The sequence below is a fragment of the Pseudomonas sp. GW460-LB5 genome, assembly GCF_059423245.1.
Genome location: NZ_JBWKXT010000030.1, coordinates 1 through 15,666, shown reverse-complemented (window position 1 = coordinate 15,666; position 15,666 = coordinate 1). Strand labels below are relative to the sequence as shown.

Sequence of the window (15,666 nt, the reverse complement as noted above, 5' to 3'; positions counted from 1 at the left end):
AGTAATCCAATGGCACGTAAACAGGAAACACCAGCCTCCACGGCTGCTGCGAAGGATCCGGTCTCGGCCGTTGACTCCACTGACGGCCCGCCTGAAGGAGACTCGCTTCTTTCGCCGGCCGCGGCGCCCCTCCCAGCAAGCGGTGACTCGGGCGATTCGGGCGACACGGGGGATCCTGCAACCGCTCCAGCTCCAGCGGAAGGCTCGGGCGTTGTGCTGGCAGAAGGACAAGCAGTCACCGGCACTGGCTCGGATGTCGTCACGGGCGATCAGGTTGCTAGCTCCGGCATCGCCGCTACTGACGCTGCGTTATCCGAAGACACCAGTCAGGCCGCTTCAACCTTGGCTGATAGCAGCACCAGCGCTGATCAGTTGGCACAAGAGGGCCAGGCCAACCCTAACCCTGCGACTCTTCAGATTTATCCGCTGCGGTCTTACATGGATGAAGGCGAGCTTCGTCGTCGTGGCGGGCCTGCTTATACGGTCCCGCGCCGGCATGCGGAGGAACTGGTGCAGCGGAATCTGGCATCGCTCGAACCGCTGAAGGAGTAAGGGTATGTCGGTCATCAGCTTGACCATTGCCCGGCATCATCTCCGAGATCCCGACGATGATGACGAATACCTGGAGCTCCTGATCGAGGCGGCAGAAGGGCAGGCTATGGACTATCTGAACCGTCGCTTCTACGCAGATCAGCAAGCGCTGGACGAAGCTGTCGCTGCCGACGATGCCGGCGAATCCCCCATGGTCTGCAATAAGCAGATCAAGGCTGCCTGCTTGCTGATCCTCGGCCACCTTTACGCCAACCGCGAGGACGTCGTGATCGGGACCATCGCCACCGAACTGCCGCAAGGTTCGAAGGCGCTCCTGACGCCGCATCGTATCGGGTGGGGCATATGAGGGCCGGGCCGCTGCGTCATCGGCTACAGGTGGCTCATCGTCACGAGGAGAGGAATAAATCCGGGGGCGCCAAAGTGACGTGGCTGCCAGCTGCGCGCCCTGAAATGTGGGGTGAGATTCGTACCCCAAGCGGTCGGATCATTGCGGTTGCTGAAAAGCTGAGTGCTGTTGTAACCGCCGAAATCATCGGCAGGCCGCGCCCAGATATCGTCGCAGGATCGCGCCTGACGCGCCGGGGGATCACCTACCAGGTTGAGGCCGTTTTGCCTGACAACGAAAACTCCTTGATGAGGCTTCTCTGCTCATCGGTACCTAACCCATGAGGTGAATGATGAAAATTAGAGCACTAGGCCCCTTGACGGGCGCATCTGGTGAGCGTGAGAAGGGCGAAGAATTCGAGGTCGACAAGGCCTATGGCGAAGGCCTGATTGCCCGGGGCTACGCCGAGGCGGTCACCGACAAGGCCGCGAAGCCAGCGAAGGCCGATGCGGCCAAGGAGTAGGGAATGGCGCGCCGGTCGAGCATTCGTGGCGACATCCGTCTACGCCGGACGCTGCGCAACATCCACAAGACGATGGACAACGAGTTGCAGCCCGCGATGCTAGAGGCGGCGAACCGCATCCTGGAGACCCAGCGAGAGTTGATGCCCAAGGACACCGGAGCGGCTGCTGCCGCGCTCAGGGTTTACGTTTCGCCCAGCGGTTTAGATGCCCAGATCGGCATTCGTGGCAAGCGCGACAACCGGCGGTTTTTTTACCTGCGCTTCATCGAGTACGGCACCAAGGGCTATACCGGCGGTAAGCGGGCCGGTGATCGCAACCGGCGTGTCACCAACAAAAGCGACGGCACCCACTTCTTCGGCAAATACCCGGATATCCCGGGCAGGCCGGCCCACCCGTGGCTGCGTCCATCTATCCAGGTGAACCGCGAGTATGTCATGGCTGACATCAAGGCCGCCGTGAACCGTACGCTGCTCAAAGCAAGCCAGGGGGTAGGGAATGGCTGATCCATCACTGGCGCTGCAGGAGGCCATATTCGCCAGGCTTCAGGCCGAGGTCAGTTGCCCGATATACGACGGCGCGCCGTTGAATGCTGAAATGCCCTACGTATCCATCGACCGGGAAGTATCGGTCAACAGCAGCCCAATCGCTGGCCGCAAGCGCGAAACGCGCCTGTTATACCTGTCCATCTGGTCCGATGCCGTGGGTCAGGCCGAGGTTAAGCGCATCAATGGTGAAGTCATCGCCGCCTTGGACGAGCGCCGTCTCCCGCTGGAGGTGGGCCGCGCGGTATCCATCCGGGTCGAGCAGGCTGACGCTCAGCGCGACGCCGACGGCATTACTTACCAGGGCTCGATCACCGTCCGCGTGATCACTACCCACTGAACTACCCACCGGCCGCGCCGCGGCTTTTTATCCAATGTGCCTTTGGAGGAACCCCCATGGCCGACGACAACCTCAACACAGCCGCCGGCTGCCGCCTTGCCATCGGCGGAAAGACCGGTGCCGACAGCGAAACCAAGTACAAGGCCGACACGTACGTACAGGTGGGCGAGATCGAAGACCTGGGCGAATTTGGCGACACCTTCAGTGCCGTAAACTTCACTTCCCTGAGTGATGGCCGCGTGCGCAAGTACAAGGGCACCGCCGACGCGGGGAACATGACCATGACCGTGGGCCTGGACAGTGGCGATGCTGGTCAAAAAGCCGTGTCGGTAGCGCACAAGGACCGCTCCAAGGGCAACTACAACGTCAAGGTCACGCTCAACGACGGTGACCCAGATGCGAACCCGGTGATTCTCCCTACCACCTTCTACTTCGGTGTGAAGGTAATGAACAACACCGTGGCTCCAGGTGCGGCTGACAACGTGGTGCGTCGCAATATGACGTTCGCGATCAACACCGACATCATTGAAATCCCTGCCGGCCCGGCAGTCCCTTGACCGAAGGGGCTGAGCCCCTTCCTTCGTTGCGAGAACCCCAATGAGCGAAGCCTTGCATGGCACCGTCACGCTGGTGATCGGTGCGCGCAGCTACACCCTCAAGCCTACGTTGGATGCGGCACTGCGCATTGAGGCCCGCTTTGGCGGGTTGCGCGCAGCCCTGGAGTCCATGCGCCTGATGAGCATTGCTGCTTGCGCAGACATCGTCATCGCCGGCGCCGACCTAAAGCCCGATCAGCACCCGGCCATCGCCGGTGAAGTATTCCACTCCGGTGTAGCCAAAGTGTCCGGTCAGCTGACCGAGTTCATCACTGTCCTACTCAACCCTGTACCGCCGAGCGTTGCCGCCCGGGGAAAGGACGAGGCGGCCAGCACAGCGCAGTGAAGAACGGCAGCTACGTCGATTACCTATTCGGCGTGGCCACCGGCTGGCTTGGCTGGCCGCCTGACACCGCGTGGCAGACCCCCATCCCGCAGATCATGCTTGCGCTCGATGCCCACCTCGATTGGACAGGGCGCGGGCAGGCTGACCAAGGAAAAGCCCAAGCTGCGCCCCAGAAGCGGGAGAGCGTCGCCGAAAAGCTCAAAAACTTCCTGCGGGGGAGGCCTAAACAGTAGATAGCGTGCCGCCTCCGGGCGGTTTTTTTGTGCTTGGAGATTTGCATGGCCGACCAACAAGTCCAAGGGATGCTGGTCCAGATCGAGGCCACAACCGCTCAGCTTCGCCGGGAGCTGGCCAGTGCTGACCAGGTGGTGGCCCGCACCACGGATTCGATCGACCGCAATCTGGCCCAAGTCGACTCCGCGTTTGATAGCGCAGGTGGCGCGGCCCAGCAGGCTGGCGTGCTCATCCGCGGCGCCTTTGCCGCCGTGGCCGGTGCCGGCATCATCGGCAGCATCATCAAGCAGGTCGACGCCTACGGGCAGATGTCGGATCGGATGAAGGCTGCCGCCGGCAGTGCTGGCGAATACCAGATGGTGCAGGAACACCTGCTGCGCACGGCCCAGGAAACCTACCGCCCCCTGGCCGAGGCCCAAGAGCTGTACATTCGCACTGCCGATGTCATGCGCAGCCTGGGCTTCAACACCCAGCAGACACTCGACATCACCGACAGTTTCAGCTTCCTGCTGGTGACCAACGCCGCCGCGGCCGACAAGGCAGGCTCAGCGCTGGATGCCTACTCTAAAGCGCTGCAAACCGGCAAAGTCGAGGCCGATGGCTGGGTGTCCATTCAGGAGGCCATGCCGACGATCGTCACGGCTATCGCCAACGCCACCGGCAAGAGCGCTGAAGAGATCCGCAAGCTGGGGGTGCAGGGCAAGCTATCGCTTGACGACATCAATACCGGGCTGCTGCGCACCGTTGAGGCCAACCGTAAGGCTGCGGCTGATATGTCCACCAGCGTACAGGACGCCTTGGTGAACATCGGCAACGCCGTGCAGACCTTCCTCGGAGGGATGGAAGAGCAGACCGGCGCCGTAGCAGGCCTGTCGAATGTGCTGATTGCGCTGGCCGACAACGTCGACCTGGTGGCCGTGACCATGGGGGGAGCTGGCGTCGCCGCGTTGACCAACTACGTCGCTAAGTCTGGATTGGCCGTAAAAGCGGCGCTGGCCGACCGCGCCGCGCGTATCGCTCAGGCCGAAGCGGTGTTGCAGGCTGCCTTAGCCGATCAGCGCAAAGCCGAAACCGCTACCATCCTGGCAGCTCGCGAAGCAGTGGCGGCGCGTGGCACTGCTGTACAGACCCAAATGTCCATCCAACTGGCGCAGGCGCGGCAGCGCGAAGCAGCTGCTACCACCGCGGTAGCAAATGCCCAGGCCGGCCTTGGGACAGTCAGTGCAGGCCTGCTCAGCGTTCTGGGCGGTCCGATGGGGCTTGCCCTGTTGGCCGGCACGGCGGCTGCCAGCTTCCTGCTACTGAGCAACAACGCCGATCAGGCAGGCGTTAGCCTGGAGGATCTGCGCAAGCCGGTCGCACAGCTTCGGGAGGAATTCGCAAAGCTCAACAAGGACCAGCGCGAAGCATCGCTGGTCAAGTGGCAGCAGGAACAGATCTCCTCGGCGGACAAGGTCAAGGATGCGTATGGCGACCTGGCCCAGTCCATCCGCTCTGCCGTGGTCACTGCGCCGGCGCGTGACTCCGGTGGTCAGTACAACCGGCAGTTGGCTGAGTACCAAGGCCTGGTTGATCGGCTCAACGAAGCGCGCATGGCGGGCCAAGGGCTTTCGCCGATCCTGCAAGAGGTCGGCAACCGTCTTCAGCTGCCGTCCAGCACGGTGCAGCAGTGGATTACCCAAGCCGGTGCGGTCAGCGACGCCGACCAACGCTCGAACCTGATCGCCGAAACGCTGCGGGTGCTCACCGGCGTCACCCAAGAAAACACCTCGGCCACCCAGGCGAACAACGCCGCGAAGGTTGGCATGAGCTCGGCGGGGCAGACCTACCTGGAGACGCTGCAGAAGCAGCTAGCCGGCCTCCAGGACAACGGCAATGCTACGAAAATCGCCAACCGCTACATCGCGGAAAACGCTGACCTCACCGAAACAGATCGCCAGGCGATTCTTTCGGCGGCCAGCGCGATCGAGTCGCAGAAGAAGGCCAACAAGGATGCTACTGAGGGCAGCAAGGACCGCACGAAGGCGCTGAAGGATGAGATCAAGGCCCTTGACGCGATCATCGACCGCGCGTTGCCGGAGAAAAAGCGGCTGGAGGATCTGGCGGAGGGTGTGCAGGGGCTGCGCAAGGCGCAAGCCGCGGGCAAGATCACCGCCGCCGAGATGGAACTTGGCATCAAGAACCTGAACACAGCCTATGCCGACCCGGTTTTGCAGAAGCGTGCCGAGGAGGAGAAGAAGCTTGCAGAGATCCGCCGCAACAGCGCGGAGGCCTATCGCAAGGCTATGGAAGTGGTGCTGCAGACCCGGCAAGACGCCATCGACGCAGACGCGTTCGGCGTCGGCATGGGCGACGACCAGCGCGAGGAGGCCGATCGGCTGAACGCGGTCCGGCAAAAGTATGCCGAGTCACGCCGCCAGTTGGAGGAACAGCAGGAGGATGTCTCGCGTCGGCTCAGCCAGGACGCCTATCAGCAGCGGCTGACCGACCTCGCCGACTACCAGGCACGGGAACTGCAAATGGAGGTCGACGGCTTCGATGCCCGCCTTGAAGCTCAGCGCGACTATCGCAACGGCGCCAAACGAGCCTGGGCGAACATCCAGTCGGACGCCGCGAACGTGGCGGGGGCAACCGACGACATGCTCACCACTGGCTTCAACTCGGCTCGCGATGCTGTGGCCGAGTTCGCCATGACTGGTAAGGCCAACTTCAAGAGCTTCGCCGTAAGTGTGATCTCTGACATGGCCAGGATTGCGAGCCAGCAGGCAGCTAGCTCGCTGCTAAGTGGGTTGGTCGGGCTGGGCGTATCTGCGGTGGGGAGCTACTTCGGCGGTGGTGGGGGTAACGGCATGGCTCCGGGGTCTGCAGGCGCCGTCTCGTCGAATCTTGGTGCGTCACAAGCTGGCTATGGCAGTGCGTATTTTCCCCAGGCATTGGGCGGTGCTTGGTCTGGCGGTGTGCAGCTTTTCGCCAAGGGCGCAGGGTTTGCTACCAATTCCGTTCTCAACACCCCGACGATGTTCGGCATGGGCAACGGTGGACTTGGCGTCGCTGGTGAAGATGGGCCGGAGGCAATCATGCCACTGGCGCGGGGGCCCGATGGGGCTCTTGGTGTGCAGATGGTCGGCGGCGCCGGCGGTGGTTCGACAGTGCTTCAACTCAGTATTCCGGTTGCCGTGACTTTGGAAGATCGGAGCGGGGATGGCATGGAGTTGGACAGCGCCGCGCTGCAGCAGAACATGGAACGGCAAATGAGAGGAGTAGCGGAACGGGCTATTTCCGATTCCTGGCGAGCCGGGGGTTTGAGCCATCGAAACAGTACTGGGAGGCAGTGATGGCGATCGAAACTTTCACCTGGACACCTGACGATGAAGCCGATGGCGACAGCACCCTCCGGACCCGGAAGTCGCAGTTTGGCGATAACTACGTGCAGGTCTCCACCGATGGTTTGAACGCTGAGTCGGACAGCTGGGCGCTGTCGTTCGGCGGATTGGCTGACGAGATCGCGCCTATCCTGGCCTTCATTCGTCGCCACCGCGGTGCGAAGTCATTCTTATGGACCAATCCCGAAGGCGTGCTCGGTTTGTACCGGTGCGAATCCTTCCGTCAGCAGCGTAAGCCGGGCGCCGTGATCCTGCTCACCGCAACCTTTGAAAGGGCGTATCACCCATGAGCTTGATCACACAGCTGCAGAAGCTTGAACCGGGCGCTGAGATCCTGCTGTTCGAGCTGGATGGCTCGGATTTTGGCGCCGATATGTTGCGGTTCCATGGGCATGCAATACCGCACAGGGCACAGGAACTGGCCGCCGCTGGCGCGAACGCCGACCAGCTGCCGGCCAAGTCGATCTGGTGGCAGGGCAACGAATATGGTGCCTGGCCCATGCACATCGACGGCATCGAGGCGAACTCGGACGGCACTGCCGTTCGGCCCAAGCTGACTGTTGGCAACGTCAACGGCAAGATCACTGCCCTGTGTCTGGCATTCGAAGACCTGCTCGAGTTCAAGCTGACCATTCGCCACACCATGGCGCGCTACCTGGACGCGGCAAACTTCCCCTCGGGTAACCCGGAGGCCGATCCAACAGAGGAAGCGATCGAGGTTTGGTATATCGATCAGAAGGTGGCCGAGAACGGCACCACAGTGGCTTGGGAGCTTGCCAGTCCCGGGGATGTCGGCGGGGAGACGATTGGCCGGCAGATGACGCAGTTGTGTCACTGGGCGATGACCGCTGGATACCGTGGACCGAACTGCGGCTACACCGGCCCCTACTTCGACCTTGACGGCAATCGCACCGACGACCCTACCAGGGATCAGTGCAATGGCTGCCTGGATTCGGGCTGCGTTGTGCGGTTCGGTGAAGGTAATCCGAATAGTTTTGGCGGCTTCCCGGCTGTATCCTTGATCGCACGGAGTTGATCATGCGCAAACACATACTCGCCGCAGTGCAGGCGCACGCTGCGGCAGAATACCCACGAGAGTGCTGCGGGCTGATCATCGCCGTCGGCCGCTCCCACCGCTACATCCCATGCGATAACACCGCGACCGATCCCGCCGAGGAGTTTCGTATCTCGCCGGAGGACTTCGCGGCGGCCGAGGACAAGGGCGAGGTGATCGGCATCGTGCACTCACATCCGGACGCCACCAGCAGACCGTCGCCGCGTGACCTGGCCATGTGTGAGGCCACGGGCCTGCCCTGGTACATCCTGTCGTGGCCGGAAGGTGACCTGCGAAGGATCACCCCGACCGGTCACACCCCGCTGCTGGGGCGGCCGTTTGTGCACGGCGCCTGGGATTGCTGGCAGGTCTGCGCGGACTGGTACAAGCGCGAGTGGGGGTTGGAATTCCCGACCTATGCCCGGGAGGAGGGATGGTGGGAGCAAGCAGACGGCCCAAGCCTCTACGAGCAAGCCTATGAGGCCGCGGGCTTTCACCAGGTCAGTCAGCCGCAGCGCGGCGATATGATCGTTATGGCCGTAGGGCGCACCGCGCACCCGAACCATGCGGGGATCTACCTGGGCGGCGACGCCCAGTTGCCCGACGAGCAGGCCCAGGTCTTCGGCCCCGGCCCATTCCTGCTGCACCATCTGTACGGCAGGCCATCAGAACTCATCGTGTTCGGCGGGCCATGGCTCGACCGGGCGCGCCTTGTGTTGCGTCATCGGGACGCGAAATGAAGCGGCTCGGCCGCACAGGAACCTACATGAACGCTGCTCATCAGAAACTTCAGTCCCTGCAGGGGCAAATCAATTCCTTGGCATCGGTCATTGCCTCCCTTCAGCAGCAGGTAGAAATCCTGCAGCAAGCCAATCAAGGGCAGCGAGAGCGCTCACTGCCCGAGGCAAATTAAGCGTTAGTTACCAGATGTTTAGCTGCCGCTCGGGCGAGCCTGTCGATTTCTTCGAGGTTGAATGCTTCGACGGGCTTCTTTTCCAGCTTGATGTTCACGCTCACGTTGCAGTTGTGCTCATCCATGAGGATCACTTGGGCAGTTACTGGTTGGGCGGCGCGGTTGAAATTGATGTTCTGTAGCTTGAGCCCCATGGGGTTCTCCTTGTGGTTTGGCGCCCCAGTCCATGGGCTTTCCGGCAACGGACCGGGGCGGTTCGGTGGAGGTGCAAAACTACTATGGCGAAATGCTGGCGCGGTACTGGTATTTCATCCAAATTGGCACAGTAGATAGGAACTGTGTCAGTTCTGTCCCCATGCTTAAGCGTCGTTTTTCTTGTGATTTAGCTGTTATATTCTGGATCTTGCAGGCAAACGGCCGCCAAGCTACCAGGTGTTCTATGACTATAAACTCTACTAATGTGGGGCTTTCCAATCTGCCTCTAGGAGATATTCTCAACGCTCCAGGAGTTTGGGTAGAGCCCCCGAACGTACGTAGAGGGGGTGAGAGCGGTGTGTTGCGGATAGAGCTAGACGGTCTGACTTTTTACAAAAAGCAGCAAGTCGGGCATGTCTATCGGAGTTTGCGCCACCCTTTAGGCTATCCAACAGTCGCCCGCGAGGCAAAAGCCCTTCGTGCGGCCGCATCATTGGGAGTCGCTACCCCGGCACTCCTGCACAGCCATATACATAAACTCGACGGTGAGTGGCAGGCGGTGATGTTGACGGCGGCTCTTGACGGCTATCTGTCGTTGGAGGATTTCTACGCCCAGAAGGTAGAAAGAACGGTGGGACGCCATCGGCATCTCGAGATTTTAGAGGCGTATGGCCGAGTACTGGCCAAGCTAAACCATGGAAGGTGGCAGCATGGTTGCTTGTACCTGAAGCATGTCTTTGTTGATTTCAGCGAGCCATGCGTGAAGGTAGCTTTGCTCGATCTTGAGAAGGCTAGGAAGCGTTTCACCGCGAAACAAGCTGCCCGTCATGATCTCAGGCAGGTCAAGCGTCGGTCTGGATGGGGTGACGAAGAGTGGAGCGCGTTCTGGCTGGGCTATAGCTATTCGTTCGGCCAAGGTGCTGAGCTGCTGCTTTGAAGGCTTGCTGTAGTTATTGCAGGATCAAATGCGAACTCTGATCTTCGTCCTGCGAATCTGTATGCTTGCAGGCTGCTCTTCGTCCTAGGCCTCCAGGGTTCGTGGTGAACCCCGCGAATGCATTACCTACCGCTCCATGATGACTGCGCCAATGATGCCGGATGCGATGGAGAGGATAAGAGCGGAATGCGAGGAATCGCGTCGATGATCAAGGGGGTGCTGTGGTAGATTCCCGCCATCAACAAGGAGGGGTCACATGCGAATTCTGATCGGTGTGGTGGGATTGGCGTTGCTGGCAGGGTGCGCAACATCTCCGGTTCCGCTCACAGAAGCTGAGCAGGCCCCAAAAAGTCGGGTCACCGGTTATCAGTCTGAGGTAGGCGAGGGCGGGAGGATCATCGTCACCCGTGATAGTGGATTCGCAGGAGCAGGCTGTTATGCGACTGTATTTATCAACGGTGAGCCCGTCGCCCGGCTCAATCCCAAAGAAAAAGCTTATTTCAACGTGCCTGCCGGTGAGTGGATGGTTGGCGCGGCGCTTGAAGGCAAAGCACTCTGCGGAATGAATGCGGAGCGACTAGAAGCGGAGGCTCTCGTAAAGCCAGGGCAGACCAAGAAGTACCGAATCTACACGTCCGCAGATGGGGACGTGAGCGTGAAACCAACGACGTTCTAAACAGCCGCCTCCGGGCGGCTTTTTACTGCCCGGAGGAAACATGGCAGCAACAGTAGCTCACAACGCTTCGATGACAGGAATTCGGTTGGGCGGGTTCTTGGGTAAAAAATACGGCAAGAAGCATAGTTTTCTTCTGGATCGGGGCGATCCTAAAGAAGCAGCCAAAGCGCTCGACGCAAACTACCCCGGATTTGCCAGAGATCTCATTGAGGCAGAAAGCCGAGGCCTGAGGTTCGCAGTATTCAAAAACGGCAAAAACATCGGAGAAGGCGACCTTGATATGGGCGGGGCGCGTGAGCTCTGGTTTGTTCCGATTGTTGCAGGCAGCAAGCGTGCCGGGTTGCTGCAAACTATCGTTGGCGCTGTTCTGGTTGCTGCAAGCTTTTTCGGTGCGCCGACTGCCCCGCTGGGAGTTGCACTGATGGCTGGCGGTGTCATCCAGATGCTCAGCCCCCAGGCCAAGGGGCTATCGCAGAGCGCAGCGCCCGAGAACCTACCGTCATACGCCTTCGGCGGCGCCAAGAACACCACAGCCAGCGGTAACCCCGTCCCGATTTGCATCGGCGAACGCCGCTGGGGCGGGGCGATCATCTCAGCCTCGATCGAGGCGCAAGATAAGGCCTAGCGCCAACTCAGTGAACAGACCGCCTCCGGGCGGTTTTTTATTGCCCGGAGGAAAGCATGGGCCCAGCAGATCACGTTGATATCACTGGCGCCAAGGGCGGCAGCAGCAAACCGAAATCGCCGGTTGAGGCTCCGGATAGCCTCCAGTCGACCAACATCGGCAAAATTCTGATTGCTGTTGGGGAGGGGGAGTTCGATGAGGAGCCGACGGATCGTGACATCTACCTTGATAACACCCCGATCATGGATGCCAGCGGCAGCGTGAATTTTCCTGGGGTGCGGTGGGAGTGGCGCTCAGGCTCGGTCGAGCAGGACTACATCCAGGGTATCCCTGCGATCGAGAACGAGACCACCGTCAATGTCGAACTGCGCAGCGACAATCCATTTGCCCGTGCTCTGAGCAACACCCAGCTCTCGGCTGTGCGCGTGCGAATGGTCTGGCCGCGCCTGGCGCAGCAGGACAGCAGTGGCAATACCAATGGCTACCGCATTGAGTACGCCATCGATATCGCTACCGATGGTGGCGCCTACGTCGAGGCGCACCTGGGGGCAGTGGACGGTAAGACCACCAACGGCTACCAGCGCTCGGTACGCGTCAACCTGCCCAAGGCAACCTCCGGCTGGATGCTGCGCGTGCGCCGTATCACTCCGAATGCCAACAGCGGCACCGTGGCCGACACGATGACCATCGCTGGCTACACCGAGATCATCGACCAGAAGCTGCGCTACCCGAACACCGCGCTGCTGTACATCGAGTTCGACGCCCAGCAGTTCCAGAACATCCCTGCGGTAACCGTGAAGTGCAAGGCCAAGCGCTGGCCGGTGCCGACCAACTACGATCCCGTTGCCCGCACCTATGCCGGCGTATGGGACGGCACCTTCAAGCAGGCCTGGACCAACAACCCGGCGTTTGTGACCTACGGTCTGTGCGTCGAGGACCGTTTTGGCTTGGGCAAGCGCATCAAGTCGTGGATGGTCGATAAGTGGGAGATGTACCGCATCGCCCAGTACTGCGATCAGCAGGTGCCGAATGGTCAGGGCGGTCAGGAGCCGCGTTTCCTGTGCGACATGAACCTTCAGGGCCGCGCCGAAGCCTGGACCTTGCTGCGCGACCTCTCCGCGATTTACCGGGGCATGGTGTACTGGGCTCACGGCTCTCTGTTCATGCAGGCAGACATGCCGCGCGCCCAGGATATCGACTACGTGTTCACCCGGGCCAACGTCATCGACGGTGAGTTCGTTTACGGCGGTGCCGAGCGTAACACGCACTACAGCCGGGCTCTGGTCAGCTACGACAACCCGGCCAACAACTATGACACCGATGTTATCCCGGTCACCGACAACGCTCTCCAGCGCCGGTACCGGGACCGTCCGGTGGAGATTTCAGCCATCGGCTGCACCCGTGCATCCGAGGCACAGCGACGCGGCAAGTGGGCGCTGCTGAGTAACAGCCAGGACCGCACCGTCACTTTCAAGACCGGCATGGAAGGGCGCATTCCGCTGCCTGGCTACGTCATTCCCGTCGCAGACGAGCTGGTTGCGGGCCGTCCAAACGGCGGCCGGATTTCGGCGGCTGCCGGCCGCGTTGTGACATTGGACCGTGACACGCCGATCAAGGCAGGCGACCGGCTGATCTTGAACCTGCCGAACGGCACCGCCCAGGCACGCACGGTGCAGTCGGTCGCCGGCCGCGCTGTGACGGTAACCACCGCGTATGGCGTGCAGCCCGAGCCGGAACTGCAGTGGGCAATCGATTACCACGACCTGGCGGTCCAGCTGTTCCGGGTGCTGAAGACAACGCGCACCCAAGAGGGTGAGTACGAGATCACCGCGCTCGAGTTCAATCCGAGCAAGTTTGCTGCGATTGATACCGGTGCCAAGCTGGACGAGCGCCCGATCAGCGTCATCCCGGTGGCCACCGTGCAGCCCCCGGCAAGCGTGACGCTGTCGTCCACCCACATGATCGACCAAGGCATTGCGGTCAGCACCATGACCATCGTCTGGCCGGCGGTGGATGGCGCTGTCGCCTACGACGTAGAGTGGCGCAAGGATAATGGCAACTGGGTGAGCATGCAGCGCACTGGGGCCGCTTCTGTCGACGTGGTCGGTATCTATGCTGGTGCCTACCTGGCGCGCGTCCGTGCGGTGAGCGCTTTCGACATCACTTCGGTCTGGAAAAGCTCTGTTCTCACTCAGCTCTCCGGAAAGGAAGGCCAGCCGCCATCGGTCACCTACCTCGAAGCTGAGAGCCTGCTATTCGGCATCGGCATTAAATGGGGCTTTCCAGCGGGTGCTGAAGACACGCAACGCACCGAATTATGGTACAGCGAGGGTGCAGAACTTAGCCTGACCACCAAGCTGGCTGACTTGGCGTACCCGCAGAATGAATATGTCATGCAGGGCCTACGTGCCGGGCAGCGCTTCTACTTCTGGGCGCGTCTGGTAGATCGGTCTGGCAACATCGGACCGTTTTATCCTGTCGAGGGGACGTACGTAACTGGCGCAGCCAGCGCCGATGCCGGGCCGATCCTTGAGCAGATCGCTGGCGAGATCCTCGAAAGCCACCTTGGTCAGCAGCTCACCGAGAAGATCGACCTTATAGATGGCAATGGCCCTGGATCGGTAAACGAGCGAGTAGGTACCGCCAAGACCGAGCTGGCTGAGCAGATCAGTGGCGTCAACAACGCACTGGTCACCGCCAAGGGCAACCTGGAACAGCAGATTACTGCTACAAATCAGAATGTCGTGGACGCTAAATCTGCCCTCGAGCAGCAAATCGCCTTGGTGGATGGGGAGGTTGACGCTGCCAGGTCGGACCTGCAGCAGCAAATAAACAGTGTATCCGTGCTCGCCGGATCGGTGCCGTACAACAAGGACAAAACCTACACCGCCAACCAAGGTGTGCTGGGTGCTGATGGCAAGCTGTACCAGGCGCTGAAAGCGGTACCGAAGAACACTCCGCCACCGAACACGACCTATTGGACCGACGTTGGCCAGGCCATTGTCACGGCGGCCGGCACGGCTTCGCGTGTGTCGAAGGTCGAAACCGACGTGTCCACGCTGGATGGCAAAACCACGGCACAGGCCACCCTGATCGGCGGGTTGCAGTCAGGGTTGACGGCAGCCAACCAGAACGTGACCGCCGCCCAGCAGGCCGCAGATGCGGCAAACACGCTGGCGGGTGGAAAGGGCAAGGTGATCATCCAGGCAGCGGCCCCGGCCGTTGCTGACCGTTTGGCGCAGAACCTGTGGATTGATACCACGGGCAACGCCAACACCCCGAAGCGCTGGAACGGTACCACCTGGGTGGCGGTCACGGACAAGGCGGCTACCGATGCGGCGGCCGCCGCCCAGTCGGCGCTGTCTCAGGTCGCCTTGAAGGCCGATGCCACCGTGGTCAACAACGTGGCCACCCGGGTCAGTGAGGCCGAGGGCAAGCTGTCGTCTCAGGCTTCCCGCATGGATGGGATGCAGACCAGCATCGACGGCAAGGCCAGTTCTCAGTCGTTGCAGCAGGTCAGTAACCGCGTCACGGCCACCGAGCAAAAGGACGCGGCACAAGACCAGCAGCTAACGTCGCAGAGCCAGGTCCTGACCTCGCTCACCGACAGCGTGAGCAAGAAGGCCGAAGCGTCGACCGTTCAGGCCCTGAGCAATGAGGTCAACCAGCACGGTCAGGACCTCAGCGCGCAGGGACAGTCGCTGACCAAGATCAATGCGGCCTTGCCGCTGGTTGGCGGCGAGAACCTGGTCTACAACCCCTCGTTCGAGCGGCAAACCGATAATAATGGTGTTGCCCAGGGATGGTGGCACGACCGGTCCAGCAACGTTGGAAGCAGCGCGCCGTCGCTGGTCCCCTCGAAGCTTACTGCGGGGGTCGCGCAACGCCTTGATGTCACCGACATTCCCACCAACGGTTGGGCCCGGGTTTATCTGCGCGCATCGCTCAAAGCGATCAAAGTCCGAGCGGGCGCCGTTTACACCGCCTCGGTGTACGTGCGGGGCACTGCAGGGCTGCGGATTTTGGCGCAGGTGTATAGCCGAGATGCGGCCGGGGTCAACAGCGTTTCCTGGCCAGGTAACCGAGTCGACGCGGTCGAGACATGGCAGCGGGTATCGGTGACCTTCACCGCCACCGAACAGACCGTCGACGTATGGCCAGCGGCGGTTGTCTATGGTGGGGCCGGGGTTACAGCTGGATTTATCGAAGTAGACCAGTACCAGCTGGAGGAAGGCTCCCAAGCAAGTGGTTGGCGCGATAATGGACAGGTCGAGGCCGATAATCAGGCGGCCACAGCGGTCGCTGTTGATACCATATCCGCCAAGGTGACCCAACAGGGCGCCGACCTGGCCAGCACGTCGAGCAAGACCACCAGTCTGGAAAACAGCCTGAGCACCACCAATGGCAACGTGACGGCGGCGCAG

General features: G+C 61.2%; 19 protein-coding genes. 18 read left to right on the top strand and 1 reads right to left on the bottom strand.

Annotated elements, in window-relative coordinates:
* Positions 1 to 9: 9 nt before the first annotated feature.
* From AC07XM_RS18365 to AC07XM_RS18300, 14 genes are read left to right on the top strand one after another with little or no spacing between them, the layout of a single operon-like run.
* Positions 10 to 552, top strand: coding sequence for a hypothetical protein (locus tag AC07XM_RS18365; protein WP_158248161.1), 543 nt, complete (start codon positions 10 to 12; stop codon positions 550 to 552).
* Positions 553 to 556: 4 nt separating this feature from the next.
* The gene (locus AC07XM_RS18360; RefSeq protein ID WP_016485708.1) at positions 557 to 898 is read left to right on the top strand and encodes a head-tail connector protein; all 342 of its coding nucleotides are present in this window, start codon (positions 557 to 559) and stop codon (positions 896 to 898) included.
* Entirely contained in the window at positions 895 to 1,221 is a 327-nt protein-coding gene (locus AC07XM_RS18355; RefSeq protein WP_102689498.1) for a head-tail adaptor protein, read from the top strand. The genes AC07XM_RS18360 and AC07XM_RS18355 overlap by 4 nt, the downstream gene beginning before the upstream one ends.
* 8 nt (positions 1,222 to 1,229) lie before the next feature.
* Positions 1,230 to 1,400, top strand: a complete 171-nt coding sequence (locus AC07XM_RS18350) for a DUF7302 family protein (protein ID WP_016485709.1) — start codon at positions 1,230 to 1,232, stop codon at positions 1,398 to 1,400.
* A gap of 3 nt (positions 1,401 to 1,403) precedes the next feature.
* Entirely contained in the window at positions 1,404 to 1,904 is a 501-nt protein-coding gene (locus AC07XM_RS18345) for an HK97 gp10 family phage protein (protein WP_016485710.1), read from the top strand.
* Entirely contained in the window at positions 1,897 to 2,283 is a 387-nt protein-coding gene (locus tag AC07XM_RS18340) for a DUF3168 domain-containing protein (protein ID WP_102689499.1), read from the top strand. The genes AC07XM_RS18345 and AC07XM_RS18340 overlap by 8 nt, the downstream gene beginning before the upstream one ends.
* 56 nt (positions 2,284 to 2,339) lie before the next feature.
* Complete coding sequence (locus AC07XM_RS18335; RefSeq protein WP_102689500.1) at positions 2,340 to 2,840, top strand: hypothetical protein; 501 nt, start codon at positions 2,340 to 2,342, stop codon at positions 2,838 to 2,840.
* A gap of 40 nt (positions 2,841 to 2,880) precedes the next feature.
* Entirely contained in the window at positions 2,881 to 3,225 is a 345-nt protein-coding gene (locus tag AC07XM_RS18330; RefSeq protein WP_020190152.1) for a hypothetical protein, read from the top strand.
* Positions 3,222 to 3,458 carry a hypothetical protein gene (locus tag AC07XM_RS18325; RefSeq protein ID WP_070086811.1) on the top strand — a complete coding sequence of 79 codons (237 nt, stop codon included), beginning with the start codon at positions 3,222 to 3,224 and terminating at the stop codon, positions 3,456 to 3,458. The genes AC07XM_RS18330 and AC07XM_RS18325 overlap by 4 nt, the downstream gene beginning before the upstream one ends.
* Before the next feature lie 45 nt (positions 3,459 to 3,503).
* Positions 3,504 to 6,794: a phage tail tape measure protein gene (locus AC07XM_RS18320; protein ID WP_102689501.1), complete on the top strand. Its 3,291-nt coding sequence runs from the start codon at positions 3,504 to 3,506 to the stop codon at positions 6,792 to 6,794.
* Positions 6,794 to 7,132, top strand: a complete 339-nt coding sequence (locus AC07XM_RS18315) for a phage tail protein (protein ID WP_102689502.1) — start codon at positions 6,794 to 6,796, stop codon at positions 7,130 to 7,132. The genes AC07XM_RS18320 and AC07XM_RS18315 overlap by 1 nt, the downstream gene beginning before the upstream one ends.
* Positions 7,129 to 7,878, top strand: coding sequence for a phage minor tail protein L (locus AC07XM_RS18310; protein ID WP_102689503.1), 750 nt, complete (start codon positions 7,129 to 7,131; stop codon positions 7,876 to 7,878). The genes AC07XM_RS18315 and AC07XM_RS18310 overlap by 4 nt, the downstream gene beginning before the upstream one ends.
* A 2-nt stretch (positions 7,879 to 7,880) precedes the next feature.
* The gene (locus AC07XM_RS18305; RefSeq protein ID WP_102689504.1) at positions 7,881 to 8,636 is read left to right on the top strand and encodes a C40 family peptidase; all 756 of its coding nucleotides are present in this window, start codon (positions 7,881 to 7,883) and stop codon (positions 8,634 to 8,636) included.
* A gap of 26 nt (positions 8,637 to 8,662) precedes the next feature.
* Positions 8,663 to 8,809 carry a hypothetical protein gene (locus AC07XM_RS18300; RefSeq protein ID WP_016485719.1) on the top strand — a complete coding sequence of 49 codons (147 nt, stop codon included), beginning with the start codon at positions 8,663 to 8,665 and terminating at the stop codon, positions 8,807 to 8,809.
* Here AC07XM_RS18300 and AC07XM_RS18295 read toward each other — a convergent pair.
* Complete coding sequence (locus AC07XM_RS18295; protein ID WP_102689505.1) at positions 8,806 to 9,003, bottom strand: hypothetical protein; 198 nt, start codon at positions 9,001 to 9,003, stop codon at positions 8,806 to 8,808. The genes AC07XM_RS18300 and AC07XM_RS18295 overlap by 4 nt on opposite strands.
* Before the next feature lie 32 nt (positions 9,004 to 9,035).
* On the opposite strand from AC07XM_RS18295, the gene AC07XM_RS18290 reads away from it, so the two are divergent.
* The 4 genes from AC07XM_RS18290 to gpJ form a co-directional block, all read left to right on the top strand.
* Positions 9,036 to 9,941 carry a lipopolysaccharide kinase InaA family protein gene (locus tag AC07XM_RS18290; protein WP_016485721.1) on the top strand — a complete coding sequence of 302 codons (906 nt, stop codon included), beginning with the start codon at positions 9,036 to 9,038 and terminating at the stop codon, positions 9,939 to 9,941.
* 256 nt (positions 9,942 to 10,197) lie between these two features.
* A complete protein-coding gene (locus AC07XM_RS18285) occupies positions 10,198 to 10,617 on the top strand; it encodes a hypothetical protein (protein ID WP_016485722.1) in 420 nt (139 codons plus the stop codon).
* A 40-nt stretch (positions 10,618 to 10,657) separates the two neighbouring features.
* Positions 10,658 to 11,242: a tail assembly protein gene (locus tag AC07XM_RS18280; protein WP_024717333.1), complete on the top strand. Its 585-nt coding sequence runs from the start codon at positions 10,658 to 10,660 to the stop codon at positions 11,240 to 11,242.
* 56 nt (positions 11,243 to 11,298) lie between these two features.
* Positions 11,299 to 15,666 (top strand): TipJ family phage tail tip protein (gpJ, locus tag AC07XM_RS18275; protein WP_495045169.1); only part of this gene is annotated, 4,368 nt, incomplete at its 3' end.

What these genes read in the sequence shown, in the direction of transcription:
- AC07XM_RS18360 (WP_016485708.1), top strand. Translation starts at nt 557, where the DNA reads ATGTCGGTCATCAGCTTGACCATTGCCCGGCATCATCTCCGAGATCCC.
- AC07XM_RS18280 (WP_024717333.1), top strand. Translation starts at nt 10,658, where the DNA reads ATGGCAGCAACAGTAGCTCACAACGCTTCGATGACAGGAATTCGGTTG.
- AC07XM_RS18310 (WP_102689503.1), top strand. Translation starts at nt 7,129, where the DNA reads ATGAGCTTGATCACACAGCTGCAGAAGCTTGAACCGGGCGCTGAGATC.
- AC07XM_RS18330 (WP_020190152.1), top strand. Translation starts at nt 2,881, where the DNA reads ATGAGCGAAGCCTTGCATGGCACCGTCACGCTGGTGATCGGTGCGCGC.
- AC07XM_RS18300 (WP_016485719.1), top strand. Translation starts at nt 8,663, where the DNA reads ATGAACGCTGCTCATCAGAAACTTCAGTCCCTGCAGGGGCAAATCAAT.
- AC07XM_RS18340 (WP_102689499.1), top strand. Translation starts at nt 1,897, where the DNA reads ATGGCTGATCCATCACTGGCGCTGCAGGAGGCCATATTCGCCAGGCTT.
- AC07XM_RS18345 (WP_016485710.1), top strand. Translation starts at nt 1,404, where the DNA reads ATGGCGCGCCGGTCGAGCATTCGTGGCGACATCCGTCTACGCCGGACG.
- AC07XM_RS18295 (WP_102689505.1), bottom strand. Translation starts at nt 9,003, where the DNA reads ATGGGGCTCAAGCTACAGAACATCAATTTCAACCGCGCCGCCCAACCA.
- AC07XM_RS18290 (WP_016485721.1), top strand. Translation starts at nt 9,036, where the DNA reads ATGGGCTTTCCGGCAACGGACCGGGGCGGTTCGGTGGAGGTGCAAAAC.
- AC07XM_RS18315 (WP_102689502.1), top strand. Translation starts at nt 6,794, where the DNA reads ATGGCGATCGAAACTTTCACCTGGACACCTGACGATGAAGCCGATGGC.
- AC07XM_RS18335 (WP_102689500.1), top strand. Translation starts at nt 2,340, where the DNA reads ATGGCCGACGACAACCTCAACACAGCCGCCGGCTGCCGCCTTGCCATC.
- AC07XM_RS18365 (WP_158248161.1), top strand. Translation starts at nt 10, where the DNA reads ATGGCACGTAAACAGGAAACACCAGCCTCCACGGCTGCTGCGAAGGAT.
- AC07XM_RS18305 (WP_102689504.1), top strand. Translation starts at nt 7,881, where the DNA reads ATGCGCAAACACATACTCGCCGCAGTGCAGGCGCACGCTGCGGCAGAA.
- AC07XM_RS18350 (WP_016485709.1), top strand. Translation starts at nt 1,230, where the DNA reads ATGAAAATTAGAGCACTAGGCCCCTTGACGGGCGCATCTGGTGAGCGT.
- AC07XM_RS18355 (WP_102689498.1), top strand. Translation starts at nt 895, where the DNA reads ATGAGGGCCGGGCCGCTGCGTCATCGGCTACAGGTGGCTCATCGTCAC.
- AC07XM_RS18285 (WP_016485722.1), top strand. Translation starts at nt 10,198, where the DNA reads ATGCGAATTCTGATCGGTGTGGTGGGATTGGCGTTGCTGGCAGGGTGC.
- AC07XM_RS18320 (WP_102689501.1), top strand. Translation starts at nt 3,504, where the DNA reads ATGGCCGACCAACAAGTCCAAGGGATGCTGGTCCAGATCGAGGCCACA.